Below are 16949 nucleotides of genomic sequence, written 5' to 3' on the forward strand. Positions count from 1 at the left end.
TCCAGGCCCACCCAGACACCCTCAGCCCGTCCGGCGTTTGAGGACGAGGCCGTTCAGGCCGATGAGCGGGGGTCTGGGGGCGGAGCCCCCAGGGATGGGACGGGTAGGGGCGGCGGGGGCGAGTAAACCCCTCCGTGCAGGCGTCAGGCGGCGTGCCCCCCGTCCACAGAGAACTCCGCACCAGTGATGTACGCCGCCTCCGCCCCGGCCAGATACGCCACCATGGACGCCACTTCGGCGGCCTCACCGAAGCGGCCGACCGCGGTCATCGCAGCCTGACCGGCCGCGTACGGCCCGTCCGCCGGGTTCATGTCCGTGTCGATCGGACCCGGGTGGACGATGTTCGCGGTGATCCCCCGCTCACCCAGCTCCCTGGCCAGGGCCTTCGTGAGGCCGATCAGGGCCGACTTGCCGGTGGCGTAGAGGGTGCCGCCGGGCCCGGGCACCCGCTGCGTCATGCACGTGCCGATCGTGATGATCCGGCCACCGCGCCCCATCCGGGCGGCCGCCGCCTGGGAGGCCAGGAAGACGCCGCGGACGTTGACGGCCAGTACGCGGTCGATATCGGCGAGCGTGAGTGAGTCCAGCGGGCCGAGCAGTCCGACACCCGCGTTGTTCACCAGCACATCAAGACCGCTGCGGCCGCCGTGGCCGCCGAGCCCCTCCGCCGCGCGGTCCACGGCGGCAGCCGCCTCCTCGGGGTCGGCGGAGTCCGCGCGGAGGGCGAGCGCCCGCCGCCCCAGCGCCCGGATCCGCCCGGCGACGTCGTCCGCGGCCTCCTTGTCACGGACATAGGTGAAGGCCACGTCCGCGCCCTCCCGGGCGAGCCGCACCGCCGTCGCCGCGCCGATCCCGCGGCTGCCGCCGGTCACCAGGGCCACTGTTCCGTTCATGCTCCGCTGCACGCTTGCTTGTGAGGTCATGGGTCCATCCCAGCGGCCGCGGCGCCGAGATGCTGGCGGCGAACGGACACGGAGCCCGACGGACCGGTCCGGGGCCGGCCGATGAGTTGCGGGCGCCGACGGGGTCTGAGCTGATGACGGGAAACGGCACTCGGCAACCGAGTACGACCGAGTACGACAGTCCCCCCATCCAGGTAAGGAAGAAGGCATCCCATGGGCAAGCTCACTCTCACCTCCTTCGTCACCCTCGACGGCGTCCACCAGGCCCCCGGCGGCCCCGACGAGGACCGCCGCGACGGCTTCGAGCACGGCGGCTGGAGTGTCCCGTACGGCGACGAGGACTTCGGACGGTTCATCGACGAGGTCTTCGGCCGTGTGGGCGCCTTCCTGCTCGGCCGCCGCACGTACGAGATCTTCGCCGGGCACTGGCCCAGGGTCACCGACCCCGCCGACCCGGTCGCGTCGAAGCTCAACTCCCTGCCCAAGTACGTCGCCTCGGCGAGCCTCACGAACCCCGAATGGGCCGGCACCTCGGTGATCGGCGGCGACCTCGCCAAGGAGGTCACCGCGATCAAGGAGAACACCGAGGGCGAGCTCCAGGTCCACGGCAGCGGCGCCCTCGCCCAGTCCCTCCTGGCGCTCGACCTGGTCGACACCGTGCACCTGCTGTCCTTCCCCGTCGTCCTCGGCGCGGGCCGCCGTCTCTTCGCCGAGGGCGGTGTACCGACCGCGTTCAAGCACACCGGGGCGCGCCTCACGAGCACGGGCGTCGCCATCCACACGTACGACTTCGCGGGCCGCCCGGAGTACGGCACGTACGCACTCCCGGCAGAAGCCGTGTAGGGCTCGTACGCAGAGCTCATGTGCGGGCCTGCGGAGAAGGCGGGGGAGGAGCCGGGCGGCAGGTTAACAGCCGGAAAACTCATCCGACTTGCGGGGCGAAATCACCGGCCTTGACATTGACATGCCATGGTCTACGCGCGTCATGCTAGGGGGCATGAGATTCCCCCCACGAATCACTCGCATCGGCGCTCTCGGCGCCCTCATGTCCGCCCTGCTCATCGGCGGCGCCGCAACAGTTCCCGCGACCGCCGCGGCGACCGCCGTCGGCAGCATCTGCTACGGCGCGCTGCCGTCCCAGGCGCACGACACGCTCGACCTCATCGAGCAGGGCGGCCCCTACCCCTACTCGCAGGACGGCACCGTCTTCCAGAACCGGGAAGGCATCCTGCCGTCCCAGGGCACCGGGTACTACCACGAGTACACGGTGATCACGCCCGGTTCCTCCACCCGCGGTGCGCGCCGCATCGTCACCGGTGAGGAGGTCCGGGAGGACTACTACACCGCGGACCACTACGCCACGTTCAAGCTGGTCAACTACAGCTGCTGACCGGCATCCACGAGTACGTACGAGCTGTGGGACGCCGTGGGACCCTGCGGAACGCGGGGCTCCCACGGCTCGCCGGAAGCCCGGTGAGCGCTCACCGGGGTTTCCGGCTCTCGGCGGCCGCGAACAGCGCGATGGACAGCACCAGCAGCGCGATGCCCCCGTAGATCTCGTAGCCGTCGAGGAAACCGAGCCGTTGTACGAGGCCCCAGCCGCGCATCCAGCCGGTGAACTCGTACACCAGGCCGGCCCCGCCCTGCAGAAAAGCGATCACTCCGAGAAACTCAAGAATCTGTCTCACGCAAGGATCCTCGCCCCGCGGACCCCCCACGCTCATCGGCCGCGGGGCGAGGCCTGTCCGCCGGAAGTCCCGGCAGACGCGGCACGGCTGCGCCCAAAGTCTCCGGTGCTGCGACTTTGGTCGGTGATCAGGCGCTCCAGGCAGTGGAAGCGGGCGCCGGTGCGTAGATTTGTCGATCGTGAGTGGCAATGCGCGGTAAATCGTCGAGGCCCGGGGAGCAGTCCCCGTCAGGGCCGCTGCCCGTGATGGGCGCACTGCCTCTGGTGGGGCGGATGCCTCTGGCGGGGCGGCGGTGGTTGCTTCCGTCGGCCGTCGCCGACGAACTCGATCCCGACCGGGTGGGGAAGAGCGGGCGCTCGCGGCGTACCGCACGGGACTGGGTCGTCGACTTCACCGCTTTCCTGCTGGCCGTCATCATCGGGCTGATCGGTGCGGACGCACTGCCCAACGAGCCCAACACGCCGTACGCGCTCGAAGTCGTCGACCAGTGGATCGGGGCGTTCTCCTGCGCCGCGGTGTGGCTGCGGCGGCGCTGGCCGGTCGGGCTCGCGATCGCGATGGTTCCCATCGCGTTCGTCTCGTACACCGCGGGCGGGGCCGCGATGGTCATCTTCTTCTCGCTCGCCGTGCACCGGCCCTTCAAGTACGCGGCCGCGATCGTCGGCACCTCGACGGCGCTGGTGCCCCTGCTCTACTGGCTGCGCCCCGATGCCGACCTGCCCTATGTCGTGTCCGTCGTGCTCGCCTCCCTGCTGTCTGTCGCGGTGGTCGGCTGGGGCATGTTCGCGCGCTCCCGGCGGATGCTGCTGCTGAGTCTGCGGGACCGGGCACAGCGGGCGGAGACCGAGGCGGAGCTGCGGGCCGAGCAGGCCCAGCGGCTGGCCCGGGAGGCGATCGCACGCGAGATGCACGACGTACTGGCTCACCGGCTGACCCTGCTCAGCGTGCACGCCGGGGCACTGGAGATCCGGCCGGACGCCCCCCAGGCGGAGGTCGCGCGGGCCGCCGGGGTGATCCGGGAGAGCGCGCACGAGGCCCTGCAGGATCTGCGGGAGATCATCGGGGTGCTCAGGACGTCCGACGGAGGCGACGACTCCGGACGCCCGCAGCCGACGCTCGCCGCGCTGGAGGGACTGGTCTCCGAGAGCCGCGACGCCGACATGAAGGTCACCCTCGACAACCGCGTCACCGACGCCGCCGTCCCCGCGTCGGTCGGCCGCACCGCGTACCGCATCGTCCAGGAGGGCCTGACCAACGCCCGCAAGCACGCCCCGGGTGCGGAGACCACGGTCACGGTGTCCGGGGCGCCGGGGGACGGCCTCACGGTGTCGGTACGCAATCCGCCGCCGCCCGGGGACGTCCCGCACGTTCCCGGCTCCGGCCAGGGTCTGATCGGTCTGACGGAACGGGCGACACTCGCCGGCGGACACCTGCGACACGGTCCCGAAGGAGACGGCGGATTCCAGGTGCGGGCGTGGCTTCCGTGGGGATGAGCGCCAGGGTGATGAGTCCCATGGTGATCAGTGCCCTGGGCAGGAGCTTTCCCCGTACGCGTACGGGGTGTTGTGATCAAGAGTCGGTAACCCGGGGGGTTCCTTCGCCGGGTGTCACTACGGTGGGCCCATGATTCCGATCCGTCTGCTCCTCGTCGATGACGACCCGCTGGTCAGGGCCGGCCTCTCCTTCATGATGGGCGGCGCCGACGACCTGGAGATCGTGGGCGAGGCCGCCGACGGCAGCGAGGTCGAGGAACTCGTCGACCGCACCCGCCCCGACGTCGTGCTCATGGACATCCGGATGCCGAACGTGGACGGCCTCGCCGCCACCGAACGGCTCAGGAACCGCAAGGACGCCCCCCAGGTCGTCGTCCTCACCACCTTCCACGCCGACGAACAGGTGCTGCGGGCGCTGCGCGCCGGCGCGGCCGGCTTCGTCCTCAAGGACACCCCGCCCGCCGAGATCCTCGCGGCGGTGCGCAGGGTCGCGGCCGGCGATCCCGTGCTCTCGCCCACCGTCACCCGGCAGTTGATGGAACACGCCGCCGGCGCCACGCTCGACACCCGGCGTACGAGTGCCCGTACGCGCGTGGCCGCGCTCAACGACCGCGAACGCGAGGTCGCCGTCTCGGTCGGCCAGGGCTGTTCGAACGCCGAGATCGCGGCCCGGCTGTTCATGAGCGTCGCCACAGTGAAGACGCACGTCTCCCGCATCCTCGCCAAGCTCGACCTCAACAATCGAGTACAGATTGCCCTGTTGACGTACGACGCGGGGCTTTTGGAGGAGGACGGGCACTAAGTGGTGGTCGTGGCCGTTGGACAGACGATGGTCATGGGCGTCGAAGGGCGAGCGGGCAGGGCATGGGGGAGGGCGTTGTGGCGGAAGTGATCGACCTGGGGGAGTACGGGCCGCGGTTCACGGAGGACCCGCATCCGGTGTACGCGGAGCTGCGGGCGCTCGGACCGGTGCACCGGGTGCGGCTGCCGCCGCCCGACGAGCACCACGAGACCTGGCTGGTCGTCGGGTACGAGGAGGCGCGGGCCGCGCTCGCCGATCCCCGGCTGGCCAAGGACGGCCGGAAGATCGGCGTCACGTTTCTCGACGAGCAGCTGATCGGCAAGTACCTGCTGGTCGCCGATCCGCCCCAGCACACGCGGCTGCGGGCGCTCATCGCGCGCGAGTTCACCATGCGGCGGGTGGAGACCCTGCGGCCGCGCGTCCAGGAGATCACGGACATGCTGCTCGACGAGATGCTGCCGAGCGGCCACGCCGACCTCGTCGAGTCCTTCGCCTACCCGCTGCCGCTCACCGTCATCTGCGAACTGCTCGGGGTGCCGGAGATCGACCGGGCGGCGTTCCGCGCGATGTCCACGGAGGCCGTCGCGCCCAGCAGCTCGGAGAGCGAGTACGCCGCGTTCTCCCAACTCGCCGCGTACCTCACCGACCTGATCGAGGACAAGCGATGCGCGGGGCCGGCCGACGACCTGCTCAGCGGCCTCATCCGCACGACCGCGGAGGACGGCGACCGGCTCTCGGCCCAGGAGCTGCGGGGCATGGCGTTCGTGCTGCTCGTCGCGGGACACGAGACGACGGTCAACCTCATCTCCGGCGGCGTCCACGCGTTGCTCACCCACCCTGACCAACTCGCCGCGCTGCGCGCCGACATGACACTCCTCGACGGCGCAGTCGAGGAGATGCTGCGCTACGAGGGGCCGGTGGAGAACGCGACGTTCCGGTACGCCGCCGAGCCCTTCGACATCGCCGGCACGACTGTCGGGCCGGGCGACGCGGTGATGATCGGTCTCACGGCCGCCGACCGCGACGAGGGCCGCTACCCGGCCCCCGACCGCTTCGACATCCGCCGCGACGCCCGCGGCCACGTCGCCTTCGGCCACGGCATCCACTACTGCCTCGGCGCCCCGCTGGCCCGCCTCGAAGCCCGCGTCGCGCTGCGCACGCTGCTGGACCGCTGCCCGGACCTGGCCCTTGCCGGGCCGCCGGGCGGATGGTTGTCGGGGATGCTGATGCGCGGGATGCGGCGGCTGCCGGTGAGCTGGTAAGCACGGTCCGACGCCGTCCTCAGGAGGTTCCACCGTGACCACGCCCGCCGACCCGGCTCTCACCTTCGCCCAGAAGGCGCTCGACAGCCAGCCCTTCAGCCGCCTGCTCGGTGCGCGGGTCACCGCGTTCGGCGACGGCAGGGCCACGCTTGAGCTGGACATCCGGGAGGACCTCCACCAGCAGAACGGGTACCTGCACGGCGGAGTCGTCTCGTACGCGGCCGACAACGCGCTCACCTTCGCCGCCGGCACGGCACTCGGCCCGGCCGTGCTCACGGCCGGGTTCTCCATCCAGTACATACGCCCGGCGACGGGCCGTACCCTCGTCGCCCGCGCCGAGGTCGTGCACGCCGGCCGGCGTCAGGCAGTGGTCCGCTGCGACCTGCTCACCGTCACCGAGGACGGCACCGAAACCCTGAGCGCGGTGGCGCAGGGCACGGTACTGCCCGCGCGGACGCCCTGACTCGGACCTCGGCCGGCCGTCAGTTCCGAATGCCTGTCAGTCCCGGCCGCCCGGGATCTCTCTGAGAGACACCAACCGGCGCTCGCGTCTGGACAGTTCGCACGCCTCGGCGATCCGCAGCGCGTGCAGTGCCTCGCGCCCGTCGCACGGGTTGGCCCGCTCGCCGCGCACCACCTCGACGAACGCGTGCAGCTCGGCCTCGTAAGCGGGCCCGAACCGCTCCAGGAACCCGGTCCACGGCTTGTCCGCCGCCGGTGGCCCGGCCGGTTCCGTGGAGGCGATCGGCGTACGGTCGTCGAGCCCGACGCCGATCTGGTCCAGCTCGCCGGCCAGCTCCATGCGTACGTCGTATCCGGCACCGTTCAGTCGGGTCGCCGTCGCCGTGGCGAGCGTCCCGTCGTCCAGGGTGAGCACGGCCGCGGCCGTGTCGATGTCGCCCGCCTCGCGGAACATCGCGGGCCCGGCGTCCGAACCCATCGCGTACACCTCGGTGATCTCGCGTCCCGTCACCCAGCGCAGTATGTCGAAGTCGTGCACCAGGCAGTCCCGGTACAGACCGCCGGAGAGCGGGAGATACGCGGCCGACGGCGGCGACTGGTCGGACGTCATCGCGCGCACGCTGTGCAGCCGTCCCAGCCGGCCGGAGCGCACCGCCTCGCGCGCCGCCGTGTAGCCGGAGTCGAAGCGCCGCTGGAAGCCCATCTGCAGGATCGTTCCGGCGGCCTCGACCTCGGCGATGGCCGTGAGCGTGCCCGGTAGATCCAGCGCTATGGGCTTCTCGCAGAACACCGGGAGCCCGGCCCGTGCTGCCCGACCGATCAGTTCGCCGTGGGCCGAGGTGGCCGCGGTGATGACCACGGCGTCCACGCCCCAGGTGAAGATCTCGTCCACGCTGGGCGCCGCCGTGGCGCCCAGGCGGTCCGCCAGTCGCCGAGCCCGTGCGGTGTCCGCGTCCGTCACGATGAGGGAGCCGCCGACCTCCCGGTGACGACTGAGAGCGGTCGCGTGAAATGTACCGATACGACCCGTTCCGATCAGTCCGATGCGCATGGGAACAAACTGAAGGCGGGCGGAGGACTTGTCAACCGTTTGTCCGGACAATCGAACTTCACAACTTCCCGTCATCATTCACCGGAGCTACGCTCGGGCCCGTGCCCAAACCAGATGTGGATCCGAAGGTGCCGCTTCAGCTCAGCGTCGACCGGAACAGCCCGGTGCCGCTCTACTTCCAGCTGTCCCAACAGCTCGAAGCGGCGATCGAGCACGGTGCCCTCACCCCCGGCAGCCTGCTGGGCAACGAGATCGAGCTGGCCGGACGCCTCGGCCTGTCCCGTCCCACGGTGCGCCAGGCCATCCAGTCGCTCGTCGACAAGGGCCTCCTCGTGCGCCGTAGAGGCGTCGGCACCCAGGTCGTGCACAGCCAGGTCAAGCGCCCGCTGGAACTCAGCAGCCTCTACGACGACCTGGAGGCGGCCGGCCAGCGACCCGCGACCCGGGTCCTCGTCAACACCCTCGTCCCGGCGTCCGCCGAGGTGGCGGCCGCCCTCGGAGTGGCCGAGGGCAGTGACGTACACCGGGTGGAGCGGCTGCGGCTGGCCCACGGCGAGCCGATGGCGTACCTCGGCAACCATCTGCCTCCCGGCCTCCTCGACCTGGACAGCGCACAACTGGAGGCCACCGGCCTGTACCGGCTGATGCGCGCCGCGGGCATCACCCTGCACAGTGCCCGCCAGTCCGTCGGCGCCCGCGCCGCCACGGCGGTGGAGGCCGAGCGCCTCGGCGAACCCGTGGGCGCCCCGCTGCTGACCATGCAGCGCACCACGTTCGACGACACCGGCCGCGCGGTCGAGTTCGGCTCCCACACGTACCGTGCCTCGCGCTACTCCTTCGAGTTCCAGCTGCTCGTACGCCCCTGAGGCCCGTACGAACTCGTGCGAACTCGTACGGTTCCGCAGGCGCCGGCGGTACCCGAGGTCCGGATGCCCGAGCACCGTGTCCGGTCCTCACATATGTGGCCGCCGCACGGGAGGCGGGCCCGGGCATTGTCTTGATCACCCACAACCCGCGTAACGCGTACCCCCGTAGGGGACCGTTTCGCGTTCCTCCGGAGTCCGCAGCGGGGCGAGAGGGGCTCCGCGATGCGCCCTCGCGCCGGCGTGAGGCAGAATCGGCGCGATGAGCACCTACCGCGACCTCGCACTGCCCCGAGCTCTCGGCTCCGCTCGAGCAGTGGGCGCCCCCATCGGTTCGGGGCGGCCCACCATCCTGCGGACCGTGGGAACCCGTGAGCGCCGTTCCCATCTCACGGCGCCCCGCGTCCCCACCGTCGGGATCGACATCGGCGGTACGAAGGTGATGGCGGGCGTCGTCGACGCGGACGGCAACATCCTGGAGAAGGTCCGCACGGAGACCCCCGACAAGTCCAAGAGCCCCAAGGTCGTCGAGGACACCATCGTCGAGCTGGTCCTGGACCTCTCCGACCGGCACGACGTGCACGCGGTCGGCATCGGTGCGGCCGGCTGGGTCGACGCCGACCGCAACCGCGTCCTGTTCGCGCCCCACCTGTCGTGGCGCAACGAGCCCCTCCGGGACCGCATCTCCGGCCGCCTCGCCGTCCCCGTCCTGGTGGACAACGACGCCAACACCGCGGCCTGGGCGGAGTGGCGCTTCGGCGCGGGCCGCGGCGAGGACCACCTGGTGATGATCACCCTGGGCACCGGCATCGGCGGCGCCATCCTGGAGGACGGCCAGGTCAAGCGCGGCAAGTTCGGTGTCGCGGGCGAGTTCGGCCATATGCAGGTCGTGCCCGGCGGCCACCGCTGCCCCTGCGGCAACCGCGGCTGCTGGGAGCAGTACAGCTCCGGCAACGCGCTGGTGCGCGAGGCCCGCGAGCTCGCCGCCGCCGACTCCCCGGTGGCGTACGGGATCATCGAGCACGTCAAGGGCGACATCGCCGAGATCACCGGCCCGATGATCACCGAGCTGGCCCGCGAGGGCGACGCGATGTGCATCGAACTCCTCCAGGACATCGGCCAGTGGCTCGGCGTGGGCATCGCGAACCTCGCGGCCGCGCTCGACCCCTCCTGCTTCGTCATCGGCGGTGGCGTCAGCGCGGCCGACGACCTGCTGATCGGCCCCGCGCGGGACGCCTTCCGCCGACACCTGACCGGCCGCGGCTACCGCCCCGAGGCCCGTATCGCCCGCGCCCAGCTCGGCCCCGAGGCCGGCATGGTCGGTGCCGCCGACCTCGCCCGGCTCGTCGCACGCCGCTTCAGGCGCGCCAACCGGCGCCGGGTGGAGCGCTACGAGCGGTACGAGCGCTACTTCGAGTCGCGCCGGTCGGAACAGGAGTCGCTGTGACGGCCTCGCTGCCACGCCAGGCCTCGCCCCCGGACGAGCCGTCGAGGCCGGCCGAGGACCGGGGCCACATGATCCGGCGGCGCGCCCTGACGCTGCTGATCATCGTGCTGCTCATCGGTGTCCCGGCCGGCTATCTGGTGATCTCCGCCAACCAGAGCCGCGACAGCGGCAAGGACAAGGAGGAGAAGTACTCGGCGACCGGCCTCACCCCGGGCTGGCCCTCGCGCGTCCAGCGGCGTCTGTACCGGATCCCGATCCCGCCGTACTCGGCCGAGGTCGCGTACTACGAGACGAACAACTGGAAGACCAGCCGTCTCTACGTCCAGTTCCTCACCAGCGACGAGGGCCTCGACAGGTTCCTCAAGAACATCGGCGCCGACAAGGCCACCGTGGAGAAGGACGACATCGCCATCAGCGCCCGCGACCAGAAGGTCGTCGGCTGGGAGTTCACCGGCGCCGGCCCCTGGGAGGGCATCGTCCACGCGAAGAAGAACCCGACGCCCTCGCAGACCATCGTGGTGAACCGGTCGAGGCCCGGCCACCCCATGGTGTACGTGGTCTCCAGAACGACGCCCTGACCGGCCCGGACGCCCGCCGGACCGGATTGTCAGACCCGGCCCGTACAGTCGAGGACGAGTGATCCGACCGGGCCGAGGAGGTGGCTGGACCCATGCGCGAGGGGAAGCGCTCCACGGTCGCCGACGTCCCGCCGACGAGGCCGGCCGGCAGGAGGACATCGAGCGCCGCGGGGGCGCGGGCCGGGACCGAGCCGCCGACCACGGTGGGGACGCGGACCGTGGCGCGGACACCGGCTGCGGCGCACACCTCGGCCACTGTCGACGAGGGAAGGTCCGCGACCATGGGCTGGGCGGCGCCGAAGTCCGCTGCTCCGGATGCCGCCGTGTCCGGTGTGTCCGGCCGCGGAGGCGACGGCGTGCCGGTACGGCTCGCCGCCGTCTTTCTGCCCGCCGGGCTGCCGCGTGACGGGCGGGTCGCCTTCTGGGATCCGGACGGCGGACCGCTGCCTGCCGGGGAGCAGACGGACCTCACCGTCGTACGGAGGCACGGCGCCGGAGTCCGAAGGGGATCGGCGCCTGCGGTGACGCTGCCCGTCGCCGAAGCCCTGCCGTTGCTCGCACGGGCACGGCGGGACCCCGCCGCGCATCCCGCCACCGCGTGCTGGGGTGCCGCCGCACTGCACGCACTGCGGCTCGTCGCGCGCGGTCGGCTGCTGCCCGGCCTGACACCCGACGGATTCGACGCATGGCGTGCCGGGCCCCTGGACCCGGACGACATCGCCCACCTGAGGGCGGTGGCGGCGGCTCTCCCGTTCGAGGGACACGCCGTACCGCTCCCCGGCCTCACCCCACTCCAGGTGCCCGCACCGGAAGCGCTGATGCGGGCCTTCCTGGACGCGGTCGCCGACACCCTGCCCCGCACTGCGGCGGCGCCGTACGCCGCCGGGAAACCCTTCGCGGCGAGCGGACCCCAGCGACTGCCGGGCGCCCAGGACTGGGCGGCGGAGGTCGCCGCGGGCATGGACGCGGGCGTCCGGATCTCGCTCCGCCTGGACCTGTCCGCGTACGACCTCTTCGACGACAGCGAGCAGGCCCGGCGGGCGGGCGCGGCCCTCGTCCAGGTGCACAGCCTCGCCGACCCCACCCTCGTCGTGGACGCCGCGGCCCTGTGGGCGGGCGCCGCCGACGCGGCGTTCGGGCCGCGCGCCCGCGTCGACGCGGCACTGGCCGTGCGCCGCGCGGCCCGCGTCTGGCCGCCCCTGGACCGGCTGTCCGCACAGGACGTGCCGGACGTACTGGCGCTGTCCGAGGACGAGTTGTCGGACCTGCTCGGCGTCGCGGCGACGCGCCTGGGCGCGGCCGGTGTCGCCGTCCACTGGCCCCGTGACCTCGCGCAGGACCTGAGCGCGGCGGCGGTGGTGCGCTCGGCACCCGGCTCCGCCACGGACGGCACCGGGTTCTTCGAGAGCGAGGAACTGCTCCAGTTCCGCTGGCAGTTGGCGCTCGGCGGCGATCCGCTCAGCGAGGCCGAGATGGACGCCCTGGCGGAGGCGCACCGACCTGTCGTCCGGCTGCGGGACCAGTGGGTGCTCGTCGACCCGGCCCTCGTCCGCAAGGCCCGCAAGCGCGAACTGGGCCTGCTCGACCCGGTCGACGCCCTCTCCGTGGCGCTCACCGGCAGCGCGGAGGTCGACGGCGAGACGGTCGAGGCGGTACCGGTCGGAGAGCTGGCCGCGCTGCGCGACCGGCTGACGGCGGGGCAGCGGCCCGCCGAGCCACCCGCCGGCCTGCAAGCGACCCTCCGCGACTACCAGCTCCGCGGCCTGGCCTGGCTCGACCTCATGACCTCGCTCGGCCTCGGCGGCTGCTTGGCCGACGACATGGGGCTGGGCAAGACCATCACCGTCATCGCCCTCCATCTGAAGCGGGCGCGCAGTGAGCCGACCCTCGTGGTCTGCCCCGCCTCGCTCCTCGGCAACTGGCAGCGGGAGATCGAGCGGTTCGCCCCCGGCGTGCCCGTGAGCCGCTACCACGGGCCGGGCCGTTCCCTGGAGGACGTGCACGGCGGCTTCGTCCTCACCACCTACGGGACGATGCGGTCGGCGGCACCACGACTGGCCCAGCAGAAGTGGGGCATGGTCGTCGCGGACGAGGCCCAGCACGTCAAGAACCCGTACTCGGCGACCGCCAAGGCCCTGCGGACGATCTCCACACCGGCCCGAGTCGCCCTGAGCGGAACGCCCGTGGAGAACAACCTTTCCGAGCTCTGGGCCCTGCTCGACTGGACGACTCCGGGACTGCTCGGCCCCCTGAAGTCCTTCCGCGCCCGGCACGCGCGCGCGGTGGAGAACGGCGAGGACGAGCAAGCCGTGGCCCGCCTCGCCCGGCTGATCCGCCCCTTCCTCCTCCGCCGCAAGAAGTCCGACCCGGGCATCGTCCCCGAGCTGCCGCCCAAGACGGAGACGGACCATCCCGTCCCCCTCACCCGCGAACAGGCCTCGCTGTACGAGGCCGTGGTCCGCGAGTCGATGCTGGCGATCGAGACGACCGAGGGCATCGCCCGGCGCGGAATGGTCCTCAAGCTGCTCACCTCGCTCAAGCAGATCTGCGACCATCCCGCGCTGTACCTGAAGGAGGACGCCGGGGGACCTGGCGGTGCCGGAGCACGCCCCAGCGGCGCGGGCACCGCACGCCTCGCAGCCCGCTCCGGCAAACTCGCCCTCCTCGACGAGCTGTTGGACACGCTGCTCGCCGAGGACGGCTCGGCGCTCGTCTTCACCCAGTACGTGGGCATGGCCCGGATGATCACGAGCCACCTCACGGCCCGAGCGGTCCCTGTCGAACTCCTCCACGGCGGAACGCCGGTGGCGGAACGCGAACACATGGTGGACCGCTTCCAGAGCGGAGCCACACCGGTCCTGGTCCTGTCCCTGAAGGCGGCCGGCACGGGCCTCAACCTCACCCGCGCCGGCCATGTCATCCACTTCGACCGCTGGTGGAACCCGGCCGTCGAGGAACAGGCCACCGACCGCGCCTACCGCATCGGCCAGACCCAGCCCGTTCAGGTCCACCGGCTCATCACCGAGGGCACCGTCGAGGACCGCATCGCCGAGATGCTCGCCTCCAAGCGAGCCCTGGCCGACGCCATCCTCGGCTCCGGCGAGACCTCCCTGACCGAACTCACCGACCGCGACCTGTCCGACCTGGTGTCGCTCCGGAGGGCCGAGTGATGTCTCCTACGGACCACCGGGATCAGCCGGACCAACGGGATGAGCCGGATCAGCGGGATCGGCCGGATCAGTTGGACCAGCCGGACACGGCCGCCGAGTCGGGGCTGAGGGGCGACTCGGACCCGGAGGCGTCTCCGGCGGATGACGCGCGCTCGGCCGCCGAGGCCCGGCCCGCCGACGTGGCTCGACGTGCCCTGTGGGCGGCACGGCGTGGTGAAGCGGGGGCGTCGGCCGACGGTTCGGTGGAGGGGGACGCCGCCGGGTCGACCGCACGACCGACGGCGCCCGGCGGGGGACAGGTCGCCGCCGAGCGGGCCGCCTTGCACCGACCCCGGCCGGGTGACGTGGCGCGGGAGGCCCTGCGTCGTGCGGCCGCTCGCCACGGCGGTGGCTCCGCCGTGCGGGTCGAGAACGTACCGGAGGAGCCGGACGCCGACGGCACCGAGAGCGTCGACCCGGTGCCCGAGTCGGTGCCTGAACCGGCGTCCGAACCGGCGTCCGAGTCATGGGCGGCCGTCCGACCCGACGCCGGCGCCGAGGCCCCGCGCCCCGGTGACGTGGCCCGTGAGGCGTTGCGTGCCGCGCGGGCCAAGGCCGAGCGAGAGCGAACCTCCCCCCGAACCGAGGGAGTTGGGAGCCGGAGCCGACCCGACGGCGCTGAGCCCACCGCCTCCGGGCGGCAGCCGAGCGACGCGAGCCGCCGTGCCGCGGCCCGCGTTCGGGAACTGGCCGACCAACTGGCTGACGCGTTCGAGCTGCCCGCCTCAGTTGAAGGGGAGCCCCGGTCGGCGCGGCCTGCCGAGGCTCCGGACGACCCGCCTTCGGCCCCGGCTGCCCCCGGAGCCCTTGCCGCCCCGTCCGCCGAGCGGCGGAACCCGGCCCGCGTAGCGCCGACGCCCCCTGACGACAGCGACTCGGCGGCGATTCGCGCCACCGCAGCTGCCTCCGGTGGCGACCCTCGGCCGGACACCGAGCCCGTGCCGTGGACCCGCACCACGACCGCATCCCACCCCGAAGACGCACAGCGCGGCGCCGCCGGACCCGTTTCCGGCATCGGCCCCACGGACCGGCCCGCCGCCCCCTTCCGCCGTACCGCGGCCCCCGACCGCCCCATGGCCTCCCCGGCCCGCGACGGTGAACTCCGGCGCACCTTCCCCGCACTGCCGGCGCGGCCGCAGGGCGCGGAGGGCTTCGCCGAGACGTGGTGGGGGAACGCCTGGGTGGCGGCGCTGGAGGAGATGGCGTTGGACGGGGCGCGGCTCGGGCGAGGGCGGGCGTACGCGGGGCAGGGGCACGTCGACGCCATCACCGTCACGCCCGGCCTGGTGCTCGCCTACGTGCACGGGAGCCGGCCGCGGCCGTACCGGGTCCAGATCCGGATGCGCACCCTTTCGGACAGCGACTGGGAGCGGTTCACCGAAGCCGCCGCCGAACGTCCGGGGCACATCGCGGCGTTGCTCGACAAGGACCTGCCCCACTCACTGGCCGACACCGGAGTGGACCTGCTCCCCGGTTCCGGTGATCTAGAACCGCACTGCAGCTGCCCCGACTTCGGTCACCCCTGCAAACACGCGGCCGCCCTCTGCTACCAGACGGCACGGCTCCTGGACCAAGACCCCTTCGTCCTGCTGCTGTTGCGCGGCCGGGGCGAACGCGAGCTGCTGGACGCGCTGTCCCGGCGGAACGCCGCGCTGGCCGCGCGCTCGGCCCGCGACGCCCGGGAACCGGCACTGCCCGGCGTACGGGCCCGTGACGCCCTCGCACCCCGCACACTGCCGCCGCTCCCGGCCCCGCTGCCCCCGCCGCCGCACCCCGAGCAGCCCCCGGTCTATCCGGCGTCACCCGGCGGCCCGGACCCGTTCGCGCTGGACCAGCTGGCCACCGACGCGGCCGCCCGCGCGCACGCCCTGCTCACGACGGGCCGTGACCCGGTCGCCGAGCTGACCCTGTGGCAGGACGCCGTCCGTCTCGCGGCCACCCGCCCCGGCTCCGGCCTCACCGCCACCACCCGCGCCCTGTACGCGTCCCTCGCCTCCGCCGCCGGCCGCACCCCGGCGGAGCTGGCCCGGGCGGTCGCCGCCTGGCGTCAGGGTGGGCTGGAAGGGCTCGCCGTCCTCGAAGAGCCGTGGGACCCGCCGGCGGGCCGTTTCGACCGGGCCCGCCCGCTCCTCCTGGCCGCCGACTTCCCCGCGTTCCGCCCCTGGCACAACCAGCTCACCCACCCCCGCGGCCACATCCAGCTCCGCCTGGGCCACGACGGCCTCTGGTACGCCTACGAGTCGGAACCGGGCCACGACGACTGGTGGCCCCGAGGCACCCCCGACCTCGACCCCGTAGGCGCCCTCACTGGCCTGGGCTCGCCGACCGACCTCTGAAGTGAGGGGGCAGCTCCTCCGGCATCCGCTCCAGCGAGAGGAGGTCCGTCTCTTTCCTCTCTATGTTTTCTATATTTCGGGACGGGCAGGTGCGAGCGTGAACCGGTTGCTGCTGCCCGGTTTCTTCCAACTGACGGCGTTGGCGTGGACGATGAATGCCTCGCTGGTGTCGTCCTGGCCCTCAACGCATATCAAGCGGCGGCTTCCCCTGACCGCACCTCGGTCGATCTGGGTGAAGTCAGGGAAGGAACGCAGTACGGGGGTGATGTAGCGGGTGCCGAAGATGTCGAAGACCTCGTATTTATCGGTCGTGTTGCGCTTTTGGTAGGCCAGGCGGAGATAGCGTGCTCCGGCACCTTGGACGATCAAGCGGTAGGCCGGGTGGTCTTGAACGGTGCCGAGGGTGGCGTTCTGGACGTTGCCTTTGTTGCCGGTCATGCCGAACAGGGTCAGGCCGTCGATCAGGGGGGCGATGGGCTGGGTGCACCAGGAGTCGGCGTCGGTGTACATACCGCCGAACTGGGCGAGGAGTTCGAGGCGCAGAAGGTCGGCCCGTATGGCAAGCGGCTGGTCGGCCAGGGCGTTGTAGACCCACTGGTTGTGCAGTACGGGGAGGTTCTTGTCGGTCCAGAGCTGGACCTGGTAGTCCGGGTTGTGCTCTTTCCAGGTCTGGAAGTTGTCCCGGTAGGGGAAGGCCTTCTTGCCGATCCATATGACGTGGATCAGTTTGCGCATACCTGCCTGCGTGGTGTCCGCCGATGTGGCGGTGGCGGCAGCGGCAGCGGCGGTCGATGTGCGAAATCTGTTGCGGATCACGGCGCCTCCCAGCGGACCATGGTGGTGAGGAAGTCGGCCG

Annotated in this window: 15 protein-coding genes and 1 pseudogene; 12 read left to right on the forward strand and 4 right to left on the reverse strand. The window is 72.1% G+C overall.

All coding sequences use genetic code 11. The features are described 5' to 3' along the window. Positions 1-143: 143 nt before the first annotated feature. The gene (locus tag AB0I18_RS38995) at positions 144-893 is read right to left on the reverse strand and encodes an SDR family oxidoreductase (RefSeq protein WP_363110464.1); all 750 of its coding nucleotides are present in this window, start codon (positions 891-893) and stop codon (positions 144-146) included. Between the two features lie 222 nt (positions 894-1115). Here AB0I18_RS38995 and AB0I18_RS39000 point away from each other — a divergent pair, with 222 nt between their 5' ends. Both AB0I18_RS39000 and AB0I18_RS39005 read left to right on the forward strand, forming a co-directional pair. Then, the gene (locus AB0I18_RS39000) at positions 1116-1745 is read left to right on the forward strand and encodes a dihydrofolate reductase family protein (protein WP_363110465.1); all 630 of its coding nucleotides are present in this window, start codon (positions 1116-1118) and stop codon (positions 1743-1745) included. Positions 1746-1899: 154 nt separating this feature from the next. Then, on the forward strand, positions 1900-2292 hold the full coding sequence (locus tag AB0I18_RS39005; RefSeq protein WP_363110466.1) for a ribonuclease domain-containing protein: 393 nt from the start codon (positions 1900-1902) through the stop codon (positions 2290-2292). A gap of 91 nt (positions 2293-2383) precedes the next feature. Here AB0I18_RS39005 and AB0I18_RS39010 read toward each other — a convergent pair whose 3' ends face one another. Continuing rightward, a complete protein-coding gene (locus tag AB0I18_RS39010; RefSeq protein ID WP_363110467.1) occupies positions 2384-2590 on the reverse strand; it encodes a hypothetical protein in 207 nt (68 codons plus the stop codon). Between the two features lie 245 nt (positions 2591-2835). Here AB0I18_RS39010 and AB0I18_RS39015 point away from each other — a divergent pair, with 245 nt between their 5' ends. From AB0I18_RS39015 to AB0I18_RS39030, 4 genes are all read left to right on the forward strand, one after another. Further along, complete coding sequence (locus AB0I18_RS39015; protein ID WP_363110468.1) at positions 2836-4083, forward strand: histidine kinase; 1248 nt, start codon at positions 2836-2838, stop codon at positions 4081-4083. Between the two features lie 130 nt (positions 4084-4213). Next, entirely contained in the window at positions 4214-4885 is a 672-nt protein-coding gene (locus AB0I18_RS39020) for a response regulator transcription factor (protein ID WP_363110469.1), read from the forward strand. A 62-nt stretch (positions 4886-4947) separates the two neighbouring features. After that, a complete protein-coding gene (locus AB0I18_RS39025) occupies positions 4948-6147 on the forward strand; it encodes a cytochrome P450 (RefSeq protein WP_363110470.1) in 1200 nt (399 codons plus the stop codon). 34 nt (positions 6148-6181) lie between these two features. Continuing rightward, the gene (locus AB0I18_RS39030; RefSeq protein ID WP_363110471.1) at positions 6182-6610 is read left to right on the forward strand and encodes a PaaI family thioesterase; all 429 of its coding nucleotides are present in this window, start codon (positions 6182-6184) and stop codon (positions 6608-6610) included. 36 nt (positions 6611-6646) lie between these two features. Here AB0I18_RS39030 and AB0I18_RS39035 read toward each other — a convergent pair whose 3' ends face one another. Then, complete coding sequence (locus AB0I18_RS39035; protein ID WP_363110472.1) at positions 6647-7660, reverse strand: Gfo/Idh/MocA family oxidoreductase; 1014 nt, start codon at positions 7658-7660, stop codon at positions 6647-6649. A gap of 128 nt (positions 7661-7788) precedes the next feature. Between AB0I18_RS39035 and AB0I18_RS39040 the strand changes: the two genes are divergently transcribed. From AB0I18_RS39040 to AB0I18_RS39065, 6 genes and pseudogenes are all read left to right on the forward strand, one after another. After that, positions 7789-8526 carry a GntR family transcriptional regulator gene (locus AB0I18_RS39040; RefSeq protein WP_363110499.1) on the forward strand — a complete coding sequence of 246 codons (738 nt, stop codon included), beginning with the start codon at positions 7789-7791 and terminating at the stop codon, positions 8524-8526. Positions 8527-8609: 83 nt separating this feature from the next. Continuing rightward, positions 8610-8718 (forward strand): annotated as a pseudogene (locus tag AB0I18_RS39045) (sugar ABC transporter ATP-binding protein); the annotation flags it as partial. Between the two features lie 67 nt (positions 8719-8785). Next, entirely contained in the window at positions 8786-9970 is a 1185-nt protein-coding gene (locus tag AB0I18_RS39050; protein WP_363110473.1) for an ROK family glucokinase, read from the forward strand. Further along, a complete protein-coding gene (locus AB0I18_RS39055) occupies positions 9967-10548 on the forward strand; it encodes a sugar kinase (protein WP_363110474.1) in 582 nt (193 codons plus the stop codon). The genes AB0I18_RS39050 and AB0I18_RS39055 overlap by 4 nt, the downstream gene beginning before the upstream one ends. A 281-nt stretch (positions 10549-10829) precedes the next feature. Beyond that, complete coding sequence (locus tag AB0I18_RS39060; protein ID WP_363110500.1) at positions 10830-13718, forward strand: SNF2-related protein; 2889 nt, start codon at positions 10830-10832, stop codon at positions 13716-13718. Between the two features lie 179 nt (positions 13719-13897). Continuing rightward, positions 13898-16093, forward strand: coding sequence for an SWIM zinc finger family protein (locus tag AB0I18_RS39065; RefSeq protein ID WP_363110501.1), 2196 nt, complete (start codon positions 13898-13900; stop codon positions 16091-16093). A gap of 69 nt (positions 16094-16162) precedes the next feature. Here the strand turns inward: AB0I18_RS39065 and AB0I18_RS39070 are convergent, their stop codons facing one another. After that, positions 16163-16909, reverse strand: a complete 747-nt coding sequence (locus AB0I18_RS39070; RefSeq protein WP_363110475.1) for a glycosyltransferase — start codon at positions 16907-16909, stop codon at positions 16163-16165. Positions 16910-16949 lie beyond the last annotated feature (40 nt).

The sequence above is a fragment of the Streptomyces sp. NPDC050704 genome (assembly GCF_040654355.1).
GTDB lineage: Bacteria > Actinomycetota > Actinomycetes > Streptomycetales > Streptomycetaceae > Streptomyces.

Bases quoted from the DNA above. Each gene is read 5' to 3' on its own strand.
- AB0I18_RS39000 (WP_363110465.1), top strand. From the start codon at position 1,116: ATGGGCAAGCTCACTCTCACCTCCTTCGTCACCCTCGACGGCGTCCAC.
- AB0I18_RS39015 (WP_363110468.1), top strand. From the start codon at position 2,836: ATGGGCGCACTGCCTCTGGTGGGGCGGATGCCTCTGGCGGGGCGGCGG.
- AB0I18_RS39060 (WP_363110500.1), top strand. From the start codon at position 10,830: ATGGGCTGGGCGGCGCCGAAGTCCGCTGCTCCGGATGCCGCCGTGTCC.
- AB0I18_RS39050 (WP_363110473.1), top strand. From the start codon at position 8,786: ATGAGCACCTACCGCGACCTCGCACTGCCCCGAGCTCTCGGCTCCGCT.
- AB0I18_RS38995 (WP_363110464.1), bottom strand. From the start codon at position 893: ATGAACGGAACAGTGGCCCTGGTGACCGGCGGCAGCCGCGGGATCGGC.
- AB0I18_RS39025 (WP_363110470.1), top strand. From the start codon at position 4,948: ATGGGGGAGGGCGTTGTGGCGGAAGTGATCGACCTGGGGGAGTACGGG.
- AB0I18_RS39035 (WP_363110472.1), bottom strand. From the start codon at position 7,660: ATGCGCATCGGACTGATCGGAACGGGTCGTATCGGTACATTTCACGCG.
- AB0I18_RS39020 (WP_363110469.1), top strand. From the start codon at position 4,214: ATGATTCCGATCCGTCTGCTCCTCGTCGATGACGACCCGCTGGTCAGG.
- AB0I18_RS39005 (WP_363110466.1), top strand. From the start codon at position 1,900: ATGAGATTCCCCCCACGAATCACTCGCATCGGCGCTCTCGGCGCCCTC.